Source organism: Vibrio rarus (genome assembly GCF_024347075.1).
Classification (GTDB): domain Bacteria; phylum Pseudomonadota; class Gammaproteobacteria; order Enterobacterales; family Vibrionaceae; genus Vibrio; species Vibrio rarus.
The window spans coordinates 136,270-156,635 of sequence record NZ_AP024901.1 but is presented as its reverse complement, the minus strand read 5'-3'; the positions used below and the strand labels follow the sequence as shown (position 1 = coordinate 156,635).

Annotated in this window: 18 protein-coding genes; 8 read left to right on the top strand and 10 right to left on the bottom strand. The window is 42.0% G+C overall.

The window, feature by feature from the left end:
* Positions 1 to 180: 180 nt before the first annotated feature.
* The 5 genes from ltrA to OCU56_RS13720 form a co-directional block, all read right to left on the bottom strand.
* Positions 181 to 1,653, bottom strand: coding sequence for a group II intron reverse transcriptase/maturase (ltrA, locus tag OCU56_RS13740; protein WP_261873931.1), 1,473 nt, complete (start codon positions 1,651 to 1,653; stop codon positions 181 to 183).
* A gap of 234 nt (positions 1,654 to 1,887) precedes the next feature.
* Complete coding sequence (locus OCU56_RS13735) at positions 1,888 to 2,031, bottom strand: hypothetical protein (protein WP_261873930.1); 144 nt, start codon at positions 2,029 to 2,031, stop codon at positions 1,888 to 1,890.
* A 316-nt stretch (positions 2,032 to 2,347) separates the two neighbouring features.
* Complete coding sequence (locus OCU56_RS13730) at positions 2,348 to 2,998, bottom strand: hypothetical protein (protein ID WP_261875302.1); 651 nt, start codon at positions 2,996 to 2,998, stop codon at positions 2,348 to 2,350.
* Positions 2,998 to 4,209 (bottom strand): hypothetical protein, encoded by a 1,212-nt coding sequence (locus tag OCU56_RS13725; protein WP_261875301.1) that lies wholly within the window; start codon positions 4,207 to 4,209, stop codon positions 2,998 to 3,000. The genes OCU56_RS13730 and OCU56_RS13725 overlap by 1 nt, the downstream gene beginning before the upstream one ends.
* Before the next feature lie 11 nt (positions 4,210 to 4,220).
* Entirely contained in the window at positions 4,221 to 4,829 is a 609-nt protein-coding gene (locus OCU56_RS13720; protein WP_261875300.1) for a hypothetical protein, read from the bottom strand.
* Between the two features lie 225 nt (positions 4,830 to 5,054).
* Here OCU56_RS13720 and istA point away from each other — a divergent pair, with 225 nt between their 5' ends.
* Both istA and istB read left to right on the top strand, forming a co-directional pair.
* Positions 5,055 to 6,587, top strand: coding sequence for an IS21 family transposase (gene istA / locus OCU56_RS13715; RefSeq protein WP_261874252.1), 1,533 nt, complete (start codon positions 5,055 to 5,057; stop codon positions 6,585 to 6,587).
* A gap of 10 nt (positions 6,588 to 6,597) precedes the next feature.
* The gene (gene istB, locus OCU56_RS13710) at positions 6,598 to 7,338 is read left to right on the top strand and encodes an IS21-like element ISVch3 family helper ATPase IstB (RefSeq protein WP_068699098.1); all 741 of its coding nucleotides are present in this window, start codon (positions 6,598 to 6,600) and stop codon (positions 7,336 to 7,338) included.
* Here the strand turns inward: istB and OCU56_RS13705 are convergent.
* Entirely contained in the window at positions 7,330 to 7,920 is a 591-nt protein-coding gene (locus OCU56_RS13705) for a class I tRNA ligase family protein (protein WP_261875299.1), read from the bottom strand. The two genes, istB and OCU56_RS13705, sit on opposite strands and share 9 nt — an antisense overlap.
* Before the next feature lie 450 nt (positions 7,921 to 8,370).
* Between OCU56_RS13705 and OCU56_RS13700 the strand changes: the two genes are divergently transcribed.
* Entirely contained in the window at positions 8,371 to 10,578 is a 2,208-nt protein-coding gene (locus tag OCU56_RS13700) for an NERD domain-containing protein (protein ID WP_261875298.1), read from the top strand.
* Positions 10,579 to 11,092: 514 nt separating this feature from the next.
* Here the strand turns inward: OCU56_RS13700 and OCU56_RS13695 are convergent.
* The 3 genes from OCU56_RS13695 to OCU56_RS13685 form a co-directional block, all read right to left on the bottom strand.
* Positions 11,093 to 11,623, bottom strand: a complete 531-nt coding sequence (locus tag OCU56_RS13695; protein ID WP_261875297.1) for a GNAT family N-acetyltransferase — start codon at positions 11,621 to 11,623, stop codon at positions 11,093 to 11,095.
* Complete coding sequence (locus OCU56_RS13690) at positions 11,620 to 11,889, bottom strand: type II toxin-antitoxin system TacA family antitoxin (RefSeq protein WP_315973189.1); 270 nt, start codon at positions 11,887 to 11,889, stop codon at positions 11,620 to 11,622. Before OCU56_RS13690 ends, OCU56_RS13695 begins: the two co-directional genes overlap by 4 nt.
* A gap of 372 nt (positions 11,890 to 12,261) precedes the next feature.
* Positions 12,262 to 12,978 (bottom strand): hypothetical protein, encoded by a 717-nt coding sequence (locus OCU56_RS13685; RefSeq protein ID WP_261875296.1) that lies wholly within the window; start codon positions 12,976 to 12,978, stop codon positions 12,262 to 12,264.
* 574 nt (positions 12,979 to 13,552) lie between these two features.
* On the opposite strand from OCU56_RS13685, the gene OCU56_RS13680 reads away from it, so the two are divergent.
* The 4 genes from OCU56_RS13680 to OCU56_RS13665 all read left to right on the top strand — a co-directional run bounded on the left by OCU56_RS13680 (position 13,553) and on the right by OCU56_RS13665 (position 18,222).
* The gene (locus OCU56_RS13680) at positions 13,553 to 13,912 is read left to right on the top strand and encodes a glutaredoxin family protein (protein WP_261875295.1); all 360 of its coding nucleotides are present in this window, start codon (positions 13,553 to 13,555) and stop codon (positions 13,910 to 13,912) included.
* A gap of 296 nt (positions 13,913 to 14,208) precedes the next feature.
* On the top strand, positions 14,209 to 16,017 hold the full coding sequence (locus OCU56_RS13675) for an extracellular solute-binding protein (RefSeq protein ID WP_261875294.1): 1,809 nt from the start codon (positions 14,209 to 14,211) through the stop codon (positions 16,015 to 16,017).
* A 96-nt stretch (positions 16,018 to 16,113) separates the two neighbouring features.
* Complete coding sequence (locus OCU56_RS13670) at positions 16,114 to 17,205, top strand: microcin C ABC transporter permease YejB (protein WP_261875293.1); 1,092 nt, start codon at positions 16,114 to 16,116, stop codon at positions 17,203 to 17,205.
* A complete protein-coding gene (locus tag OCU56_RS13665) occupies positions 17,206 to 18,222 on the top strand; it encodes an ABC transporter permease (RefSeq protein WP_261875292.1) in 1,017 nt (338 codons plus the stop codon).
* Positions 18,223 to 18,263: 41 nt separating this feature from the next.
* On the opposite strand, the gene OCU56_RS13660 is transcribed toward OCU56_RS13665, so the two are convergent.
* Positions 18,264 to 18,503, bottom strand: a complete 240-nt coding sequence (locus tag OCU56_RS13660; protein WP_261875291.1) for a hypothetical protein — start codon at positions 18,501 to 18,503, stop codon at positions 18,264 to 18,266.
* Positions 18,504 to 18,748: 245 nt separating this feature from the next.
* Between OCU56_RS13660 and OCU56_RS13655 the strand changes: the two genes are divergently transcribed.
* Positions 18,749 to 20,341, top strand: a complete 1,593-nt coding sequence (locus tag OCU56_RS13655) for an ABC transporter ATP-binding protein (protein WP_261875290.1) — start codon at positions 18,749 to 18,751, stop codon at positions 20,339 to 20,341.
* Positions 20,342 to 20,366: the final 25 nt, after the last annotated feature.

Genomic DNA, 20,366 nt, shown 5'->3' with positions numbered 1-20,366 from the left:
GAATCGACCTACCCCAGCAGTCAAAAAAGAGAGAAATACCGTAACTAATAAGGGGCATTAACTCACTTCTGTCGGGTGGACGACACTTGTTACCAAGTGCCGTCTCCCTAAGAACCGTACGTGCAACTTTCACTGCATACGGCTCAAGCCTCCACTAAGGCATCATTGATACCCAGCAACTTATAACGCAGTCGGGACAGGCTCTTTCCAAGAGTTACGAGCTAGCCTTTTGGGTTTTCTCTTAGCCAAGTATTCTTGGTACTGAGGGTCAAAAGGGGTCGCTGCATTCCTGATTTTTACGTGTCGCTCTATAGGCACTTTAGCTATTTGGAACAAATTTAAGTGACAGTCCATGTTCATAATTTTCTGCCAACCGTGAAATTGCCACTGGCCTTTACGATTAAGAAAATACTTATGAACAACCCAGTCTTTGGACTTGGTTGGATGACGCCTAACTGCCCAGTGCCATAGCGCTTGGAATAGTTTGTGGCCGACATACCCGAATACTTGTTTAGCAACACAATGGCGATAGTAGTTCGCCCATCCTCTAAGTTTCGGATTTATCAACTTGATAAGATCGTTAACAGGGATGGTTGCGTGCTTTTTAATAAGTTCACGTAGATTTCTCAAGAATAACAGCGTGTTGGATTTGCTCGGTTTAATGAGTAATTTCCCTTTGTACTTCCTGTGATTGAAGCCCAGAAAGTCAAAGCCATCATCAATATGAGTGATCTTCGTTTTCTCTTCGGAGAGGGTTAACCCTCTTTCTGCCAAAAAGTCAGCAATCAACGGTTTGATGTCGTTCACTAGCACTTCCTTTGAAGAGCAAGTGACCACGAAATCATCCGCGTAACCGATAAAGTTGGCTCTAGCCCCCTGTTTCAGGGCTGTAGATTTTATTTGTTGTTCTATCCCCGCGAGAGTCATTAGCATCAAGGTTGGAGAAATTATTCCACCTTGAGGTGTACCTTCATCGGTATCGTAGAACAGTCCCTTATCCACATAGCCAGATTTTAACCATTGCTCTAACATACGTTTATCTACCGTGATATTGTTCATAAGCCATTGATGCCCGATTTTGTCGAAGCAAGCTTTAATATCTCCCTCAAGGACCCATTTCGCTGATTGCTTTAGAGCCAAACATTTGAAGCACTGACTGACGGCGTCAGCCGTGCTGCGATTTGGCCTAAAACCATAGCTATTGAGGTCGGCAAACGTTTCGGACACAGGCTCTAGTGCTAGAAGGTGGAGGGCTTGTTGCGCTCTATCAATCATGCATGGAATACCCAATGGCCTGAGCTTGCCGTTCTTTTTGGGAATGTAGATACGTTTGAGTGGTTTTGCAGAGTAAGCCTTGCGACTCAGTTGATTGACTGCTTTCATACGGCGTGCATCTGTGTTCCAGGTGACACCGTCTATTCCAGGCGTTTTACTGCCTTTATTCTGAGAGACTCGCTTAACCGCAACAAGTTTGGCTGAGCGAGAATGAGTCAAGAGCCACTGTAAGGACTTCACCTTACCGTATTTCTTTTCTCTCGTTGCTTTTGCGATACGCATTTGAAGCTTCAATACGTGTGCTTCAACGGATTTCCAATCGATGGACTGCCATTGAGCGCCGTCAGAAGATGCACTAATCTCTTTCGAGATCATCATTTGCTTTTCTCCTTGAATAAAGTTCTTCAAATTATCTCGCAATGGGAGACCAGTCGGAAGTGGGCTCACTTTTGTGATCAGACACAGGTCTGTATCTACATCATTACAATGTAGCTTTCGCTTTTTCCGACCTCCTATACCTGCATCACTATCGGCCACAAAGGCTTTCCCAAAGGGAGTGATTCAGGCTTACCCTGTTCCGTATGTTACGTAAAATGTCAGTTTAGATGCCCACTATAGTGCGGAGAGTACAGCGACCACGAAAGAGTACTGTCCAACCTCTTTCCAACTCTCATTGCCTTTTGGCCACAGCGTATTAACCACTTCCGCTGCTTCATCACATAACGCACCTTGAATGGATTCACATACGTTCATCATACTGACTACCTAGCACTTACCCGAATTGTGGTTTTCAGGAGGAACGTCCTCTTACGATTCTTTTCCCACTCGGCCAGACGGCCAAGTTTCGTTACATTGTCCGAGCCGCTGCTTTATTCAGGCTCGTAGGTTCATCTGGTGATACAGACGGTTCACTCATAAAGCGGTGAACAACGCTTCATACGACTTCAGGTCGCACGGACAGAAGTGAGTTAGATTAATTACCCAAATTCGTCTCTGTCAGATTAGGATGAGTATCTTGAAGCCTTTTATCTGCGCATAACAACGAAAAAGTCATTAGATCTTTTCTAAGGGCTTACTGGAATGAATGTTCAAGCATAAGCATAAATCTCGGTAGTTTGGCTTCATGTAAGCGAAAACGCCCTGTACGAGATAATTCAACATCAATGCCATCAACTTCCATATGAATTATGTCAATGACAGCTTTAGTATCACTGTAATTATTCAAATAGAACGGATGTAAGTCCTCTGAGCTTACAATCTTTGTCTTAGCTAAAGTGTTAGCATCACAATGGATGTTGGACAGCGACATAGATTTAATTACATGTTTGTAGCTTGCATCAAAAATTAGCAACAACGTTTTCAAATCGAATTCAGCGGGCTGTAAGTTACAGTCAGAACCAAACAGTGTCCTTATCATTTCAAATGGGTGTTTCATGCTTCTAGGTGGATCTATGACATAGACTGCATGCTTAGTTCCAAATCGAATACAGAACTTCACTTTAATGTAAGAGACCGATTCAATAGTCGAAACGCTACCATCAAGTGTTTCGATTTCTTGTTTAAGGATTTGGCGTTCTGTGAATTGGATGATGAATTCTTCATCGTCATCAATTACTTCAAACCCAAAGCCTGTGTCATGATCATACTGCCTATATGCGAGGTTCGCACGGACAATCTTTTCTATAGGTATCTGATCGACCTTGTATAGTTTTACCTTAACCATCAACTAGCCTCCTGCTTGTCAGGTTCTGGTGTTGCAGATTGAAATTGTTGTGCGTATCCTTCTTGAATGATGTCGTTTACCACAAAGATATGCTCTTCTAGGTGTGCAATCACTTGGTCAAATTCTGCGTCATTTGGCTTTTCTTTAGTATCAGGCATGCCTGATGTTTCTTTGCTAATGATTTTAAACTTCAGATCTTTTGCTTTGTATTTCTCATCAAAAGCCAGTTCAAAGGTGATTACAGGTGCGCCCGTTAAGAATATAGCTTTCGACTTCCATTTGATCTGACTACGGTAAAAACCATCTTTACATAGATCTTCGATCTGTGTGGTATTCACTAATGATTTTCCGTCATATGAAGCATTATCGATAAATGTCTTATTGTCTTTATCATCGGCTTTTGCATCCAGTTCAAAATCATCACGTTCTTCGTCAGAGTCATCATCCAATTCAACAGACGTTGGCTGTTCTAATGCAGTGTGGATCTTACTTACACGTACTCTTTCTAGCCCAGCGTAGCTAAACCCTGATTTACTCGTGTATAAAGAGTCGAAATCGTACATGTTTTCAGCAAAAGCGTTGCGATGCTGAGCTTCAGTAATACTTGATAGATCAATTTCACGAATGCAAATCTTGCACTTCTGCTTTTCTTGGTACTTATCAATTACTTCCCCAAGAATTTCTTTAATTCGCTTTGTGTAGTTAAAACGAACCGAAACATAGCTAGGATATACAATGAAACGAATTTCACCACCATACATCTTACGTTGTTGGAACTTACTGCGCTTGAAATCAAATTCCGTATATTCGATTGATATCACGTACATGCCGGGAGAGGCAAAGTGTTCAATCGTTTCGCTACCAAGCATTGGTGGACGCTCTTGCTTAACAATCTCGACAACGTCATATAGGTCGTCAATATTGAAGTTATCGAAACCTTCAACATCATTAAAAATGCGTTTTACAGAAAACAGATCCTGACTGGAATTTGAAGCAAGTTTCTTTTGAATCTTTTCTACATGCGAGTAAGAAAATGGTAAATCGGAAATCTTTTCTACTAGGTCTTCACGTTCCAGCTTCTTTGGAAAAATTAACCCTCGATCAAAAGCAATTTTTCGCAGTGCGCCTTCAGCCATTTTCGCTTTGTTTGAATGCAAGGCAGTGTAGATGTCGCTTTCATTTGCGAATAGTGTTGCTTGGTACTTATTCATTATTTTCTGCCTTACTCAAAGTTACAAATGCGATTGTGCTGTTCACTACCAACTTGGAAATCATAAATCGATACCGTTTTGGTATGGATTGGAATCGAAATGATGTTCTCTCGAACCGTATTAAGCTGTTGACTGTTAAACGAATACTTTCCTGCGTAGTAAGTAATGGCGTTTTTTAGATACGTACCTGAAGTTGATGAAAATGGTGTGCTGATGTAAATGCGATCAAACTGATTCAGCAATTGATAGTTAAAAATGTATTCGAGAACAAATACAAATGCTTCTTTGGACTTAACATCTTCATCCCAAAAAATGTTTAGAATCTTCTTACGGACGGTGATTACTTTATCGCCTTCGATGTGCTTAAAAAAATCATGCTCGTAAGAAAACATCAACATACCAGATGTAATCATTTCCAATGACGCAGAAGAGCCCCCCCCTTTCACGGACAGCTTGTTGTGCTTGTCAGGGTAGAAAAAACTACATTTCTCTCGATCAGGAATCTTCTGCCATAAGATTTCTTGTGCGGTAGTATCAGCTGGAATATTTCTACGCTTGTTGATTTCTTCAACAGTACTAAGCAAGAAACGAATCAGCCTAGGATCGAAAACTGCCTGCATATTTCGGAGCATTCCGATCAGTCATTTCGGGATTATCCGATCACCTATTTCGGTTTAAACCGATCGCTGATTCCGCGATTATCCGATCACTTTTAGCCTAACTCCGAAATCGATGATCGGAATAGCGAAAACTGCGATCGGAATGCCCGAAATCCTTACTTTTTCTCTTTTAAATCAATAGCTCGCTATTCTTTACTTCTTAAACAAGCAAGTAAGGAAGCGACAATGGCCAAAAAGAGAACTCCAATGAACAAAATTAAAGAGGTATTACGCCTTAAGTACGACTGCGGTCTCTCAAATCGTGGTATCGCTTCTTGCCTTAAACTCGGCCCGTCCACCATATCGGAACTCCTTACTCGCTTTAAACAAAGCCAACTTGGTTGGCCTTTACCCGACAGTTGTAGCGATGCAGATCTCACTCAGGTGCTGTATCACGGTAAGAAACCCTGTCGAGATAAAGTCATGCCAGACTTCACTCAGTACGCAGTCGAACTCAGACGTAAAGGCATGACAAAGATGCTGCTCTGGCAGGAGTATCATGAGCAACATCAAGAACAAGCTTACGCTTACACTCAGTTCTGCGAGCACTTCACTCGTTGGTTCAAAACCCAAAAACGCAGCATGCGCCAACTTCATGTTGCAGGTGATAAACTGTTTATCGATTACTGTGGACCTCGGCTTCAGGTGGTCAACCCTGACACTGGCGAAGTGCGCGAAGCGGAGGTGTTTGTCGCGACTTTAGGCGCGTCCAATTACACTTATGTTGAAGCCTTCCCTAGTCAAGGGAAGCCCTACTGGTTAGAAGCACACGCGAATGCGTTCGAACACTTCGATGGTGTACCACAACTCTTAGTTCCCGATAACCTACGCAGTGCGGTCACTAAAGCCAATCGTTATGAGCCGAGGCTGAACGACAGCTATCAAAAACTGGCGAATCACTATCAAACTGCTGTGATGCCAGCTCGCCCCTACAAACCGAAAGACAAAGCCAAAGCAGAGAATGCAGTGCTCCTAGTAGAGCGCTGGATCATGATGCGGCTACGACACCAAACCTTCCATACCTTCAAAGAGTTGAATCTCGCCATCCGTGAACTCATGAATGAGTTAAATCAGCGTCAGATGAAACAGTATGGCGCTAGCCGCCAAGCGTTGTTCGAAAGACTCGACAAACCTGCATTAAGACCACTGCCTAAACAGCGTTACCTGTACACCGAAACTAAGCGAGCCAAAGTTGGCCCTGACTATCACATCGAATATCGCCGTCATTACTACTCAGTTCCTCATCAACTTGTTGGTCACCACGTTGAGTTGGAAGCCTCTAATCGCTTGGTACAGATCTACCATCAAGGTAACTTGGTGGCCCAGCATCCACGTAGCCAAAGAGAGCGAGGAAACAGCACCCAACCAGAGCACATGCCAAGCAACCATCAACATCAAAAGTGGTCGCCAGGGCGCTTGCTTAGCTGGGGATCCACTATCGGCCCAGCCACACGAGAAATCGTCAATAAGATGCTGAACTCCAAGCCTCATCCAGAGCAGTCTTATCGTTCCTGTCTTGGCTTGCTCAGCCTCAGTAAAACCTATGGTGAGTCGCGCCTAGAGCAAGCCTGTAAAGATGCGCTAATGCTGACAAAATCCAATTACACCTTCATCAGCAATTTGCTGAAAAACAATCGTGAAGGACAGCTGAGCAAAGACAGCACAAACACGCCAAACCTTGTTCATAGCAATGTTCGTGGCCCGAACAGTTATCATTAGGAGAAAGGATATGAATGCACTGAACGACCAACTTAAAACCCTACGCTTGAGCCATGCAGCGAAAGCATTAGAGCAGCAGCAAGAGCAACTGACCACCTACGCAGAGCTGGACTTCGAGGAACGGCTAAGCCTGCTTCTGGACAGTGAAATCCTGAATCGTAACCAGACCAAAATCCAACGCTTAAAACGACAAGCCAAGCTGAGAGTGGATGCGCAGCCGAGCCAACTCATCTACAAGGAGGGACGAAACCTCAATCGTAAACAGATGAGCGAACTTCTGACGGGCAGTTATCTATACAAGCACCAGAACATATTGGTTACAGGCCCAACAGGCGCAGGAAAAACGTATCTTGCCTGCGCACTGGCAACCAGCGCCTGTGACCAACAACAAACGGTTAGGTACTACCGATTAACACGCTTGCTTGACGACCTGACCGCGGGTCGTATGGATGGTAGCTATCAAAAGCAACTGCAATCGCTAGCTAAGAAAGCGTTACTGATCCTCGACGACTGGGGAATGGAAAAGCTCACTCAAGAGCATGCGGGTCACTTACTAGAAGTGCTTGAAGATCGTTATCAAAACAGCAGCACAATCGTCATCAGCCAATTACCCGTAAAGGAGTGGTACAACATGATAGGTAACGCTACCGTTGCAGACGCGTTAATGGATCGGCTCGTACACAATAGTCATCGAATAGAACTGGGAGGTGAATCAATGAGAAAACTGGCGCAATCCGATCACTTAGAGTAAAAATAAGAAGAGAGAAAAACGGCAGGATCTGGTGATCGGAATAAACCGAAACAGCTGATCGCAATCACCGAAATACGCAACTGCCATCATAGAGTTTTCAGGCATGCTGTATTCTGAATTAGGAACACCACTTAGCTTATCAAATAGTTCGTCGTCGTATTCATTGTCGTGGTTATAGATAAATAGCATGCCATGAACCTTGTATTTGCTAGGTTGTTTCAGCAAATATTTACCACGCCATTCAGGACTTTTTTGCGAGCACTCTACCTGTTGAGCAAGGCTACTAATAGTTGAACGGATACCCCTGTAGTTTTCAATTGTAGACTTCTTGTACGATTTAAGATCTGTTTGAACGTAGATCGTTACTTCACTGTCATACGGGTCTGAATAAGAAAAAACGATATCAGTAGGATGTGTTTTTTCCTTTGGTTTCTTTGCTTCACGCTGCGCCTTGGTTAAATGCGAATCCATGCAGCATTTCCAGTTTACGTCTGTTTCATCACCTGTACGCCACTTCATTTCATTAAAGATTTGACTAGAAATGATTTCTGCAATTGCGCCGATATGTTTAGTTTCAGCCACTGACTTTACCTATAATTCCCTGATTGTTATCCACCTATTTTATCGACACTCCTACAGATGAACAACGAGTCACTACGTGAAGTTGCATACTTTAAGTAAGGTTTTTGCCATCTGGATGACCAAATTAAAAAATCGTTTACTTCATCTAGGTTAGAAAGCTTTCGATACCAAATAATAAGAAACTCTCATTTCTAACAATTTGGACTTCAGATTAGCGTTTGGATGAAAAATCCACACCGAGAGAATAATGATGAATGTTTGTGTTAACTCATAATGGGGCATTTCTGAGTTACGAATTATCCGCTGGGAAGTTTTTGAACAAAAACGTGTTTGAATTATTGCTGTAATATCGTTGCTATGGATTAATAATAATTAATAGAAAAGTAAGGCTAACTTCTAATTAGTATGTGTTAAATTGAGTATAAGTAACCATGCACATTACGGAACACTATGAGAAGTGAACAAGAGATTTTTGATGAACTAGAGAAGCTTGGCGCCCAAGAAGGTTTTTGGGAAGTAATAGCTTTTTTCTGTTGGAAAGACACTTTCATTCACTTTTCTGGTGAAAAGTTGGATGGAGAAGCTTTCTCACAGGCGTTTGATAGGACTCGCTTATCCAGAACCGAGCTTTCTACACTCATTGGTCTAGCGTGTAAAAGCGGATTCAACGATAAACAATTGAGCTTAGATGAATTAAAAGAAAGAGCTGAACATGTCTGGCAACTTCTTAATGAACTACATCGAAGCTTTTACCCACCACTAAATATTGCAGCCTTGTCTGAAAAATTTGATTCTAAAGATGGTGATGATGCCCCTAATTTTGGTAAGTTCATGCGAGAACTAACCCCAAGTGGTGATAAAAATCATTTTATGCGGGAAGCTATTTTTTACGGAGGGGATGGGGTTTTTAAACATCAATATAGAGATTTAGCCAAGCGTCGCTATTCTCTTGATGAGAATTGGGTTGAAGAAAACAAAGGCTTTAAAATTTCTCAAGCAGTTGATGTTATTTCAGCTATAGAACAAATTCAACTAGAAAAAGCCAATCAATCAGTATCTTCAGGAAAAAGCTGGCCATTACAATACCATCTACCTATGTTCATTTTTACTATCTATGAAGTCGTAACACTAAGTGGTTTAGATGAAGAGGTTGTTGAGGCTGTGATCGCAGCTCTATCTGCCCAGCCCGAAGAAGGAATGAATTGCTTTAAATCTGTGGACGACTTCAATCACAAAAATGCGTTTCCTATAATAAAAATTAATGACGATACTTTTGTAAACTTTCAAGCCTACAGCTTATGGGAAGCTCTTTATGAAAGTCCATTCTTTTGGTTTAACGAAGATAAAACTTATAAATCTATCGCAAGTAAACACAGAGGTGCATTTACTGAGGATTTTACCGCTGAACGCCTTGCACTCATATTTGGCGAAGAGAACGTTCTAACCAATATCGATATATTCGATGGTAAAGGCAAAGCTGGCGAAATTGATGTTTTGGTCACATTTGGTCGTTTCGCTATAGTAGTGCAAGCTAAGTCTAAGAAGCTCACTATTGAAGCTCGTAAAGGTAACGGTAAACAGCTTGAAGACGATTTTAAAAAAGCAATTCAAGACGCCTACGACCAAGCTGACTTATGTAGCCAACTGTTGCAAAAAGAAGGATACATTTTCAAAGACGAATCTGGCAAGCAGGTTAAAATTCAATCTGATTTCAAGACGATATTTCCTGTTTGTATTGTATCAGACCACTTTCCAGCTCTTGCTGCCCAAGCGCGACACTTTCTAAAACATCAAACAACCAATGTAATAAAACACCCTTATGTAATGGATGTGTTTTTGATTGATATGATTACGGAAATGTTGCCATCTCCCCTCTGGGTTCTCGACTACCTAATCAAACGGAGTGACTATGGTGATTCACTTCTTTCTAATCATGAACTAGTCATTCTCTCAACTTACATCAAGCAAAACTTATATTTTGAGGAAGAACCGACACTAGTTATGCTTGACGATGATATCTCCACAGATCTGGAATTAGCCATGTTAACCAGAAGGGATGGTCATGATGGTGAAAAGACACCCGAAGGTTTCCTCACAGCTCATAGAAAGTCTTATGTTGGGAGTATAATCGATGGCATTGAGTTTTCGGCAGATTATTGTCTTCAGAAGCTAGGGTTACATCTTCTATCAATGAATGGTGATAGCATTAATCTACTCAATGAAGCTATTACAAAGATGATTGCGCAATTTAATATAGATCATCGTCACCATGATATCTCTCTTCCTTTGTTAGAGGAAAAAACTGGCTTAACTGTCCATTGTAATGAAGATGACAATGTTACGGCCTATAAGAAACTAGTTACGCATTGTGAGAAACGAAAATATACATGCAAAGCAGAATCTTGGGTTGGGTGCTGTTTTAGCCCAACTAAAGATAAATTTCGATTTGCTTCATACCACGAAAGCGAGTGGAGCCAATCAGTTGAAATGGAAAGGATAGTTGCGGATCTAAGACCTATTTCACCAGAGCATCATATAAAAGATGTAAGAAAGCTATCCTTTGGTGGACAACCACAGATAAAACGTGGAAAAGTTGGAAGAAACGCACCTTGTCTATGCGGCAGTGGCAAGAAGTCTAAACGATGCTGTGCTCCATAATTCTGACGTAGATTTTGAGGTAAGGATCCAGTAGTTTATGAGTCTCGCCCACATTGCGGGGCTTATTCGTATTAAAATTACTTATGGATTGAAGTAGTGCCTGAAACTCACTTTGGGGCATTTCTGCGTTACGATGATCTGCCCCGTCAGCACGAATTTGGATAGAACTTTGTCAGCTATATTACTAAATTAGGATACAACGGATTAACCTAATAACCTCACCTCACACTTGGCAATTCGCCCCATCAACCAATACACAAACCAAAGCCAAGCGTTCACGCCACTGCTACAAACATGATATGGCATGCGTTGGGATCACCAAGCCTACATGACCCATTTATCGCGATAAACTTCAGATTGGATAATGCGAGAACACACTAAATAAGGATACCCCCCTTAAAGTCACAACATAATTAGAGTTCATCAAGGTCAATCATAGCGGATTCGCCTCGATAGCCTCGTGCAACTGTAAAGTCGATGAGCTGATCCTTATTCGTTATATTCACTCTTATGTCTAAGTGAATAACTGACCGACTGTTTTCATCGGAATGAACATTCTTAGACGACCGTTGATTTCGCAAAGAATCTCGAAACCATATTTTGCGTAAAATGACTCAGCTTGTTCAGTTAAACAATCAACAACAATGGCATAAGCTCTCATGTGAGAGTTAATTTCCCAAAGATATTCGAGAGCTTTGATTAAGCTAACTTTACCTAATCCGCTGCCATGAAATTCTTTATGAACTGCCAATTGAGCTAAAAGGAAAACAGGTATTGGATAGCGCGGTAATTTTTTAGCCATCGCTTGTGGCAACGTATCACGGCTAATCGAACTTGGCGCAATACTATAAAATGAACAAATTGGATATTTTTGATTGGGTAATGGCACAGAAGCAGGCAAAACCATTGTACGACTTATACCTGCTTGCATATGTTTAGCAGCTTGAGTTTGGATAAAATCATTTAACTCTTTTTCCCCACAGTCAAATGATGCTCTATCGTGTTGTGATTTATCCAATTCTTTGAAAGTTTTGGAATAACTCACTTAAACTCACCACTTTTAGTAAATGCAGTTGCTTCAAGTAATGCTTTATTCGGAGCCTTAGCCTCGTCACAAGCAGCCATGAATTGATCAAATACATTTGCTTCAACAGTGATACCTTCATGCTCAGAAATCACCTGAGTTGAATCTTCGTCCATTAAACGAACAACGTATTCAGTTAAGCTTTTTAAACCAAGTAAAGCTGATGCTTTCTCAGCCTTAGCTTTGATTTCTTCATCCAAACGGATATCAAGTCTTGCAGTAGCCATAAAACCTCCAATTGTACGGAGTGATTCCGCAATCAACCTGAGTATAAAATTCAAACCATCAAAGCGCAACCTGTACGGAACTAATACGGATTTAATTCTTAATCTTTGTGAATATAGACATAATGCCCCCACGAGGTGCTAACCCTCAAGATCTAGGGCGAATAAAGTCAAATAAATCCGCGTTAATCACTTTCATCAAGGTAAATTTCATAACAGATTCAACTCGATAGCCTCGTACGACTTGTAGAAAGTCGATGAGGTTCATTTCAAGCTACTCATCAAAGAGCAATTTACTAATAGAAGACAACTACACGATTGGGCTTGCTCAACACCCAGATAAAGTGTCGACTGGGCGACACTTATCCTTATTTATTATACGTTTTTATGTAAATTTACGGCTTTATTTACTAAACCAGCATATCCTATTAAGTAGCTTACCAAATGAGTATAAACATCGTGGTACCTAGGGAAAGCGCTTTTATTCCCAATTGGTGTTTCGAAGATAACCACCTGATTATTTGAAATATATTGTTTAATAAACTCTTCGTGGTCTTTCTTATTATTACTTATACCTGAGTCTTTGATAGTTTTAGAAACAAAAATTTCCACATCATCCAACTTACCTTGTGAATGTACAATCGCATGCCTGAGCTTTTCAATATACAAAATAGCAATTTTAAGATGAATCCCAGATTTGTTATTTTTCTCATGCTTTTTTAAATATGGGAGGTTGTCTGTGAAATAAGTTAATACCTTCCTTAGATCTCTCTTACTTTTATCACTGTTACTCATTAGGTTATAAGTAGTGTTAATGAATTTCTCAAACTTCTCAAAAGCATTTGAAAGAAGCCAACAATATTGATTATTCTTATGCTGTTCAGTTAATGTTATGAGTTTTGATATTTCTGTTTCTCTGATTGCATATTTTTCAAGCTCTCCAGTAAATATATTATAAGCACCAAAGGCATCACTACTAATAACTGTTGACGGTAGGTTACTTTTTTCATACTCGCCTAGTACTTCAAATTCTCGCTTAAAAGAATTATTAACAACCCTTTGCATTAAAGATATATCTGCGATTTCTTCCAACAATCTTTCATATTTGAGTGCAATTTCTTTATGGATAACGCCTCCTTAAAACGTATAACATTATTAATAACAGGCCGGCTCGTTTTTCCGCCAGCCTAAATTACAACAAACCTACCATAACCCACTAAAAATTAAAGACTATATATATAATTCTTATTTCACCGTCACATAAAAACGAGCTGACCTGTTATCACTTTTTGATGTGGCATGTTACCTTGGGGAGCTTTGGCATCAACTTACCTATTAACAACAATTTACTAATTGCTCTGCAAAAAAAACAAGGCACTACCCCTGATAAAACAAGGCATTTAATACTTTTGCCGTCAGATAAGCCCAATAATCTGTTCAGATAGGAAGTTCTGTGAGTAGCTGAGAAAATTTGCCCCTATGACTTACGTTTCCCTAAGGAAAAGTAAGTCAACTACCAAACTGAATGCTGTGTAGAAAAACCAACTTAAAACACAATGGATTACTTTGACCTGTCCCAATAGAACCCAGTCACTGCATTGACTATGTTCTATTTTTGATACAGCATTGAGACTTATTCTCAAAATTAAATACAACAAAGGTCATAATGAAATTTATCAGGGTTGTTCTCGGACAGGTTATCTTGCTACTTAACTTTATCTTCACCCCGCGCGGGGTCAAACGCTCGCAACAGGCGCAACTTGCTGCCAATCAAAAGGTGGACAACTTAACTCTTTACCAATTTGAGGCGTGCCCATTTTGTGTGAAAGTGCGTCGTGAACTCAAACGCCAATCGGTCAATATCACCTTAAAAGATGCAAAAAATGACTTGCAGGCGCGTGAAGAGTTACATACCGGTGGTGGGAAGATAAAAGTGCCATGTTTAAAAATCAATCATCAAGGTGTGGACACATGGATGTACGAATCTAAAGACATTGTCGCGTATCTACAAAAAGAGTTCGCTTAAAATATCACCAAGCTATCGTGTCAAAATACAAAGCAGAGTCCTCGCTCTGCTTTGGTGTACTTCTACAGACTCTAAGCCCTACCCGCACAATACAAGGCTCCACTATCCCCACCATTGGGACATTAATGCCCTTCAAAGGGTTCCTCTGCGGACAATCTTGATCACCACCATTGAAATAGTTAGCGCAAATTTCGCTAAAATAGTAGGATTGATGAATATCAACACATTGCATATACAGGCATAGTGTATACAACAATGGTGTATACGCACCTGACTATAGGGAAATGGAGAGCCACATGCTAAAAGGGACGTTAATTGCAGGAGCTATATTGTGTTCACCTTGGCTTCACGCGCAGGTAATAGAATCCACCTATTTGTCCGGATTTGGTGACGTTAAATACCCTTTACAATTTAAGCACTTAAATTATGTTAACCCAAATGCCCCAAAAGGGGGTCACGTTACTTATGGCGCTATTGGCACCTATGACAGTTTTAATCGTTATGGCTCTAGGGGGAAACCCGGAGCGATGACGGGAGAGATCTACGATACTTTGATGTTTTCACCCAGTGATGAAATCAATACCTCTTACCCCTTAATTGCGCAAAAAGTTCGCTATCAAGATGATTACTCTTGGATGGAAGTGGACATCAACCCTAAAGCCAAATTCCATGATGGAGTGCCCATTACCGCCCATGATGTTGAGTTCAGTTTTCAAAAGTTTCTCGATCAAGGGGTGCCTCAGTACCGTACCTATTATAAAAAAGTCAAATCTGTAAAGGCGCTCAACGACACCACCGTTCGCATCGAAATGAATGAAGCCGACCACGATGTTCTGTTTTCACTCGCTCAAGGCCTTATCGTATTACCCAAGCACTTTTGGAAAGACAAAGATTTAAGTCAGCCATTATCGCAACCGCCACTAGGCAGTGGCCCGTATAAAGTTGAGTCTTTTAAATCTGGACAAAGCATTACCTATTCAAGAGTTAAAGATTATTGGGCAGACACCCTACCGGTAAACGTGGGTCGCAATAACTTTGATACCATACAGTACGATTATTATCGTGACGACACTGTGATGCTGGAGGCTTTTAAAGCCGGTGAATATGACTTACGACAAGAAGGCACGGCCAAATTTTGGGCCACTTCCTATACCGGCAGTAACTTTGACAAAGGGTATATTGTAAAAGAGGAAATCCCGCACCAATTGCCACAAAACATGCAAGGTTTTATCTATAATACCGAGCGCGCTATTTTCCACGATCCTAAAGTACGTGAAGCCCTGACCTATGCGCTGGATTTTGAGTGGATGAACAAAAATATGTTCTACCAACAATATTCACGTACCAGCAGTTATTTTCAAAACACCCAATATCAAGCCAAAGGCAAACCAAGCAAGGCAGAACTGGCCGTGTTAGACCCCATTAAACAGCAAGTTCCCCCAAGAGTATTTGATAGCGCCTATACTCCCCCTAAAAGTGATGGTTCTGGTCGAATACGAACACAAATGCGCACGGCGATTAAGCTACTAAAAGAAGCGGGGTGGGAAATCAAAAATGGCGTACTGACCAATAGTAACACCGGCCAACCTTTTGAATTTGAGTTGATGGCCTACAGTCCAACCACAGAGCGTATTGCCGATCCTCTCAAGAAAAACCTCAGTCATTTAGGGATCACCATGAAAATTCGTACCGTTGATACCACGCAATATCTTAAGCGCTGGCATGAACGTGATTACGATATGATTTTCTCGTCCTATTCTGCTAACGCCTACCCTAGTGCCAATCTTAAAATCGCTTGGCACAGCCACTTTGTGGACAGCACCTATAATCAGGCGGGGGTACAGGATAAAGCCATTGATTACTTAACTGAAGAGATCGATACCCATCAGCTTGATCCAGAAAAACTTAAGGCGCTAGGACCGGCCCTTGATCGCGTACTTACTTGGAACTTTTTCGCCATTCCAGCGTGGCATTCAGACTCGTTCCGCGTTGCCAGTTGGGATAAGTTCTCGCGACCGGATGTTCGCCCTGAGTACGATCTGGGCCTTGATACTTGGTGGATTGACAATGACAAAGCAAAAAAATTACCCGCGAAACGTCGCTAATGTCACCTTGTGAGGGGGATTGCCCCTTAATGTTAAACCAGAGTAAGCAAACTCGAATAAACAAACCACACTAAATAAACTCAAGAAAAGAGTGTTATGTCAGCTTATATAATCAGACGTCTACTGCTTGTTGTGCCAACACTATGGGCCATTATCACCATTAACTTTTTTGTGATACAAATTGCTCCAGGTGGCCCTGTAGAACAAGCCATTGCGCAAATGGAAGGCCTAGACTCTGGTGTGATGGAGCGCTTTACTGGTGGCGGTCAAGAAGTGGAATTATCGGCGGCGAATAATGACGCCCAAACCACAGGCTATCGCGGCTCTCGGGGAATGGACCCAGAAGTGATTGAAGCCATTAAACAGCAATTTGGCTTCGATAAACCGCTGCATGTGCGCTATTTTGAGATGCTGAAAAACTACATCACCTTTGATTTTGGCGAAAGTTTGTTTAAGGGCGGTTCTGTGATTGACCTTATAGTGGAACGCTTACCCGTCTCCATCTCCCTTGGTCTTTGGAGTACTTTGATCATCTATTTGATCTCCATTCCTTTAGGCATTATTAAAGCCATTCATCATGGCTCTCGGTTTGATATTTGGAGTAGCGCCTTAGTCATTGTAGGCTACGCCATTCCCGGTTTCTTATTTGCGATCATCCTAATCATTCTCTTTGCCAGTGGTAACTATTTCGATTGGTTCCCGCTGCGCGGTTTGGTTTCTGCAGATTTTGACTCCCTCAATTGGTATCAAAAAGTCATCGATTATTTCTGGCATTTAGCACTGCCTACCCTAGCTATGGTCATCGGCGGCTTTGCCACTTTGACCATGTTAACCAAAAACTCCTTTCTAGATGAAATTAACAAGCAGTATGTCGTCACCGCAAGAGCCAAAGGGTTGGATGAAAAAAGCATTCTTTATAAACACGTATTTCGCAATGCTATGCTCATTATCATTGCGGGCTTTCCCAGTGCCTTCATCAGTATTTTCTTCACCGGCTCCATGCTCATAGAAGTGATGTTTTCTTTAGAAGGCATCGGCTTACTTGGCTTTGAATCCACCATTCAGCGAGATTACCCAGTGGTATTTAGCTCTTTATATATCATGACGCTACTGGGCTTATTGCTGAGTATTATTTCTGATCTCACCTACTCATGGGTCGATCCACGCATTGATTTTGAGGCTCGATAAATGAACCCGTTAGTTGCATTACGTATTCAACGATTTAAAGCAAACCGCAGAGGGTATTGGTCGCTGTGGCTGTTTACCCTGTTATTTGCCATTAGTTTAGTGGCGGAGTTAGTAGCCAATGATAAACCACTGTTTATTAGTTTTGATAATGGCTGGTATTTCCCTATCGCTAAACACTATTCAGAAATTGAATTTGGTGGCGAATTTGCAGCAGAAGCCGACTATACCGATCCTTATGTACAAGATCTGATTAATGAAAAAGGCTATATCGTTTGGCCTGTCATCCCGTTTAGCTATGACACTATTAACTATAACTTGTCACAACCTGCCCCCTCGCCACCCGATGCTGTCAACTGGCTCGGCACCGATGATAGAGGGCGGGATGTGCTGGCGCGAATCATTTATGGTTTCAGAATTTCCGTATTATTCGGCTTTATTTTAACCATCGTCAGTAGCGTTATTGGTGTCGTTGTTGGCGCAACCCAAGGCTACTACGGCGGTAAGCTTGATCTTATTGGTCAACGTTTTATCGAGGTGTGGTCTGGTATGCCAACCTTATTCTTGCTGATCATTTTATCAAGCTTTGTTGAACCTAATTTCTGGTGGTTGCTCGGCATTATGGTGCTATTTAGCTGGATGAGCTTAGTGGGTGTGGTGCGTGCGGAGTTTTTACGTTGTCGAAACTTTGATTATGTCAAAGCCGCTCACGCCTTAGGGGTCAGCGATAAGCGCATTATTAGTCGCCATATGTTACCCAATGCCATGGTGGCAACATTAACCATGATCCCGTTCATTTTATCCGGGTCGGTGACTACTTTGACGTCTTTGGACTTTTTAGGGTTTGGACTGCCAAGTGGCTCCCCTTCATTAGGTGAGTTACTGGCACAGGGAAAAGCGAATCTACAAGCACCTTGGTTAGGATTCTCAGCATTTATCGTGTTATCCATAATGCTCAGTCTATTGGTGTTTATTGGAGAGGCGGTACGTGATGCTTTTGATCCACATTCTCAGGCATAAAAAAGACGCCATCACAGCGCCTTTCATCATTAAACGTACAATTAGTTTGCTTGTTCAGCGAGCTTTAAACGCTCAATGGATTGTTTTAACTCATTTGCTAGCTCGATGGTTGTAGATAGATTGAGCGCATTTTTCTCAGCAAGGGATTCAAGCGTTGCAGCATGATCGGTGACATCAAGAACCGTAGCGTCTAAAGAGCGTAAACATTTTTGCGCTAGTTGAAGGTGCAATTCCAGCTCTTTAGCGAGGCTATACGCTGATTTGTAGATTTCTTTTGGCATTTTAGCCTCCTGAGTCAAATTGAGAACAATATTTTTGTACTTTAATACTACAAATAACTTTATATGAAATACATTTGCACGGCTACTGTTAATTTTAAAAAGTGCGAGCTAATACGCAGATATTGTTTAATAACTGAACACAAACTGACAGTATCATGAGCTTTATGAGCACGGTTACACAGTATCAGCAACAGGTTGCCCTTTATGCAGGAACAACGACAGGCCAGCACGAATAGGAACAGTACATGACTCAGCCATTACTTAACATACAGCAACTTTCTGTGGCCTTTGGCAAGAAAAATGCCCCTAGAACAGTAACTTATAATGTCAGCCTTTCGGTATCTAAAGGCGAGACTTTAGCCCTGGTAGGAGAAAGTGGATCGGGTAAATCGGTGACGGCTAATGCCATCTTACGCTTATTACCGAAACACAGTACCCTCTATCAAAGTGGTACTATTCACTTTGATGGTGAAGAGTTGCTATCCCTGTCAGAGCGCCGGATGCGTGGGGTTCGGGGGGCGCGTATTGGTATGATTTTTCAAGAACCCATGATCTCACTCAACCCCCTACACAAAGTTGGACGCCAACTGGTGGAAACGGTTGAGATACATCGTGGACTGAGAACAAAGCAAGCCAAATCCCTCGCCCTCACTTGGCTCAACAAGGTGGGGATCCGCCATCCTGAACAAAAGATTAATGCCTACCCTCATCAGTTAAGTGGCGGCGAACGCCAACGCGTGATGATTGCCCTTGCCCTAATCAATGAGCCTGAATTACTCATTGCCGATGAACCTACCACCGCACTTGATGTATCAGTGCAAGCGCAAATTCTAGACCTGCTTAAACAGTTGCAACAAGAGTTAGGCATGGCGATGCTGTTTATTACCCACGATCTCAGCATAGTGAAACGCATTGCAACACGAGTGTGCGTCATGAAAGAAGGCCGCTTAGTGGAAACCGCAGATTGCCAAACCCTATTTACCGCGCCTCAACACCCTTATAGCAAAATGCTCATTGAAGCGGATCCCTCTGGAGAGCCGGTTTCTGTCCCCAGTCCCCCCTCTTCTCTTGTGGTGGCCAAAGATCTTAAAGTGTGGTTTCCCATTACCGGTGGCATATTCAAACGAGTAGTGGACCATACTAAGGCTGTCACTGGAGTAAACTTTACGCTTAAAAAAGGACATACCCTTGGCTTAGTGGGGGAAAGTGGCTCAGGAAAATCCACTACCGGTATGGCAATCTTGCGCCTAATAGACAGTGAAGGTGGCATTGTATTTGATGAGCAAGAGCTTTCAGCGTTAAATCGAAAACAAATGCTCCCCCTAAGACGACGTATGCAAGTGGTGTTTCAAGACCCGTTCTCAGCGCTCAATCCACGCATGTCCGTGGCACAAATTATTGGTGAAGGCTTGCGCGTACACTCTCAGTTAAGTGAACAACATATTGATGATGACATTTGCCGCGTCATGCAAGAAGTGGGATTAGATCCAGACACACGTTATCGCTACCCCAATGAGTTTTCGGGGGGACAAAGGCAACGTATCGCCATCGCCCGTGCGCTAATCCTCAAACCAGAATTTATGGTATTAGATGAGCCGACCTCTTCATTGGATCGCACGGTCCAAGCACAGGTACTACAGTTACTGAAAGATCTGCAGCTAAAATACAACCTCACCTACCTCTTTATTAGTCATGATCTCAACGTAGTGCGCGCCTTGTGTCACGACACTATGGTGCTCAAAGGAGGGGAAGTCATTGAGTATGGGCAAACTAAGCAGCTATTTAACTCGCCACAGCACCCTTACACACAACAGCTAGTGACACTGTCACGCACATAAAAGTGCCCTTCTATGCCAGTCAACT

What these genes read in the sequence shown, in the direction of transcription:
- ltrA (WP_261873931.1), bottom strand. Translation starts at nt 1,653, where the DNA reads ATGATGATCTCGAAAGAGATTAGTGCATCTTCTGACGGCGCTCAATGG.
- OCU56_RS13735 (WP_261873930.1), bottom strand. Translation starts at nt 2,031, where the DNA reads ATGATGAACGTATGTGAATCCATTCAAGGTGCGTTATGTGATGAAGCA.
- OCU56_RS13730 (WP_261875302.1), bottom strand. Translation starts at nt 2,998, where the DNA reads ATGGTTAAGGTAAAACTATACAAGGTCGATCAGATACCTATAGAAAAG.
- OCU56_RS13725 (WP_261875301.1), bottom strand. Translation starts at nt 4,209, where the DNA reads ATGAATAAGTACCAAGCAACACTATTCGCAAATGAAAGCGACATCTAC.
- OCU56_RS13720 (WP_261875300.1), bottom strand. Translation starts at nt 4,829, where the DNA reads ATGCAGGCAGTTTTCGATCCTAGGCTGATTCGTTTCTTGCTTAGTACT.
- istA (WP_261874252.1), top strand. Translation starts at nt 5,055, where the DNA reads ATGGCCAAAAAGAGAACTCCAATGAACAAAATTAAAGAGGTATTACGC.
- istB (WP_068699098.1), top strand. Translation starts at nt 6,598, where the DNA reads ATGAATGCACTGAACGACCAACTTAAAACCCTACGCTTGAGCCATGCA.
- OCU56_RS13700 (WP_261875298.1), top strand. Translation starts at nt 8,371, where the DNA reads ATGAGAAGTGAACAAGAGATTTTTGATGAACTAGAGAAGCTTGGCGCC.
- OCU56_RS13690 (WP_315973189.1), bottom strand. Translation starts at nt 11,889, where the DNA reads ATGGCTACTGCAAGACTTGATATCCGTTTGGATGAAGAAATCAAAGCT.
- OCU56_RS13680 (WP_261875295.1), top strand. Translation starts at nt 13,553, where the DNA reads ATGAAATTTATCAGGGTTGTTCTCGGACAGGTTATCTTGCTACTTAAC.
- OCU56_RS13675 (WP_261875294.1), top strand. Translation starts at nt 14,209, where the DNA reads ATGCTAAAAGGGACGTTAATTGCAGGAGCTATATTGTGTTCACCTTGG.
- OCU56_RS13670 (WP_261875293.1), top strand. Translation starts at nt 16,114, where the DNA reads ATGTCAGCTTATATAATCAGACGTCTACTGCTTGTTGTGCCAACACTA.
- OCU56_RS13665 (WP_261875292.1), top strand. Translation starts at nt 17,206, where the DNA reads ATGAACCCGTTAGTTGCATTACGTATTCAACGATTTAAAGCAAACCGC.
- OCU56_RS13660 (WP_261875291.1), bottom strand. Translation starts at nt 18,503, where the DNA reads ATGCCAAAAGAAATCTACAAATCAGCGTATAGCCTCGCTAAAGAGCTG.
- OCU56_RS13655 (WP_261875290.1), top strand. Translation starts at nt 18,749, where the DNA reads ATGACTCAGCCATTACTTAACATACAGCAACTTTCTGTGGCCTTTGGC.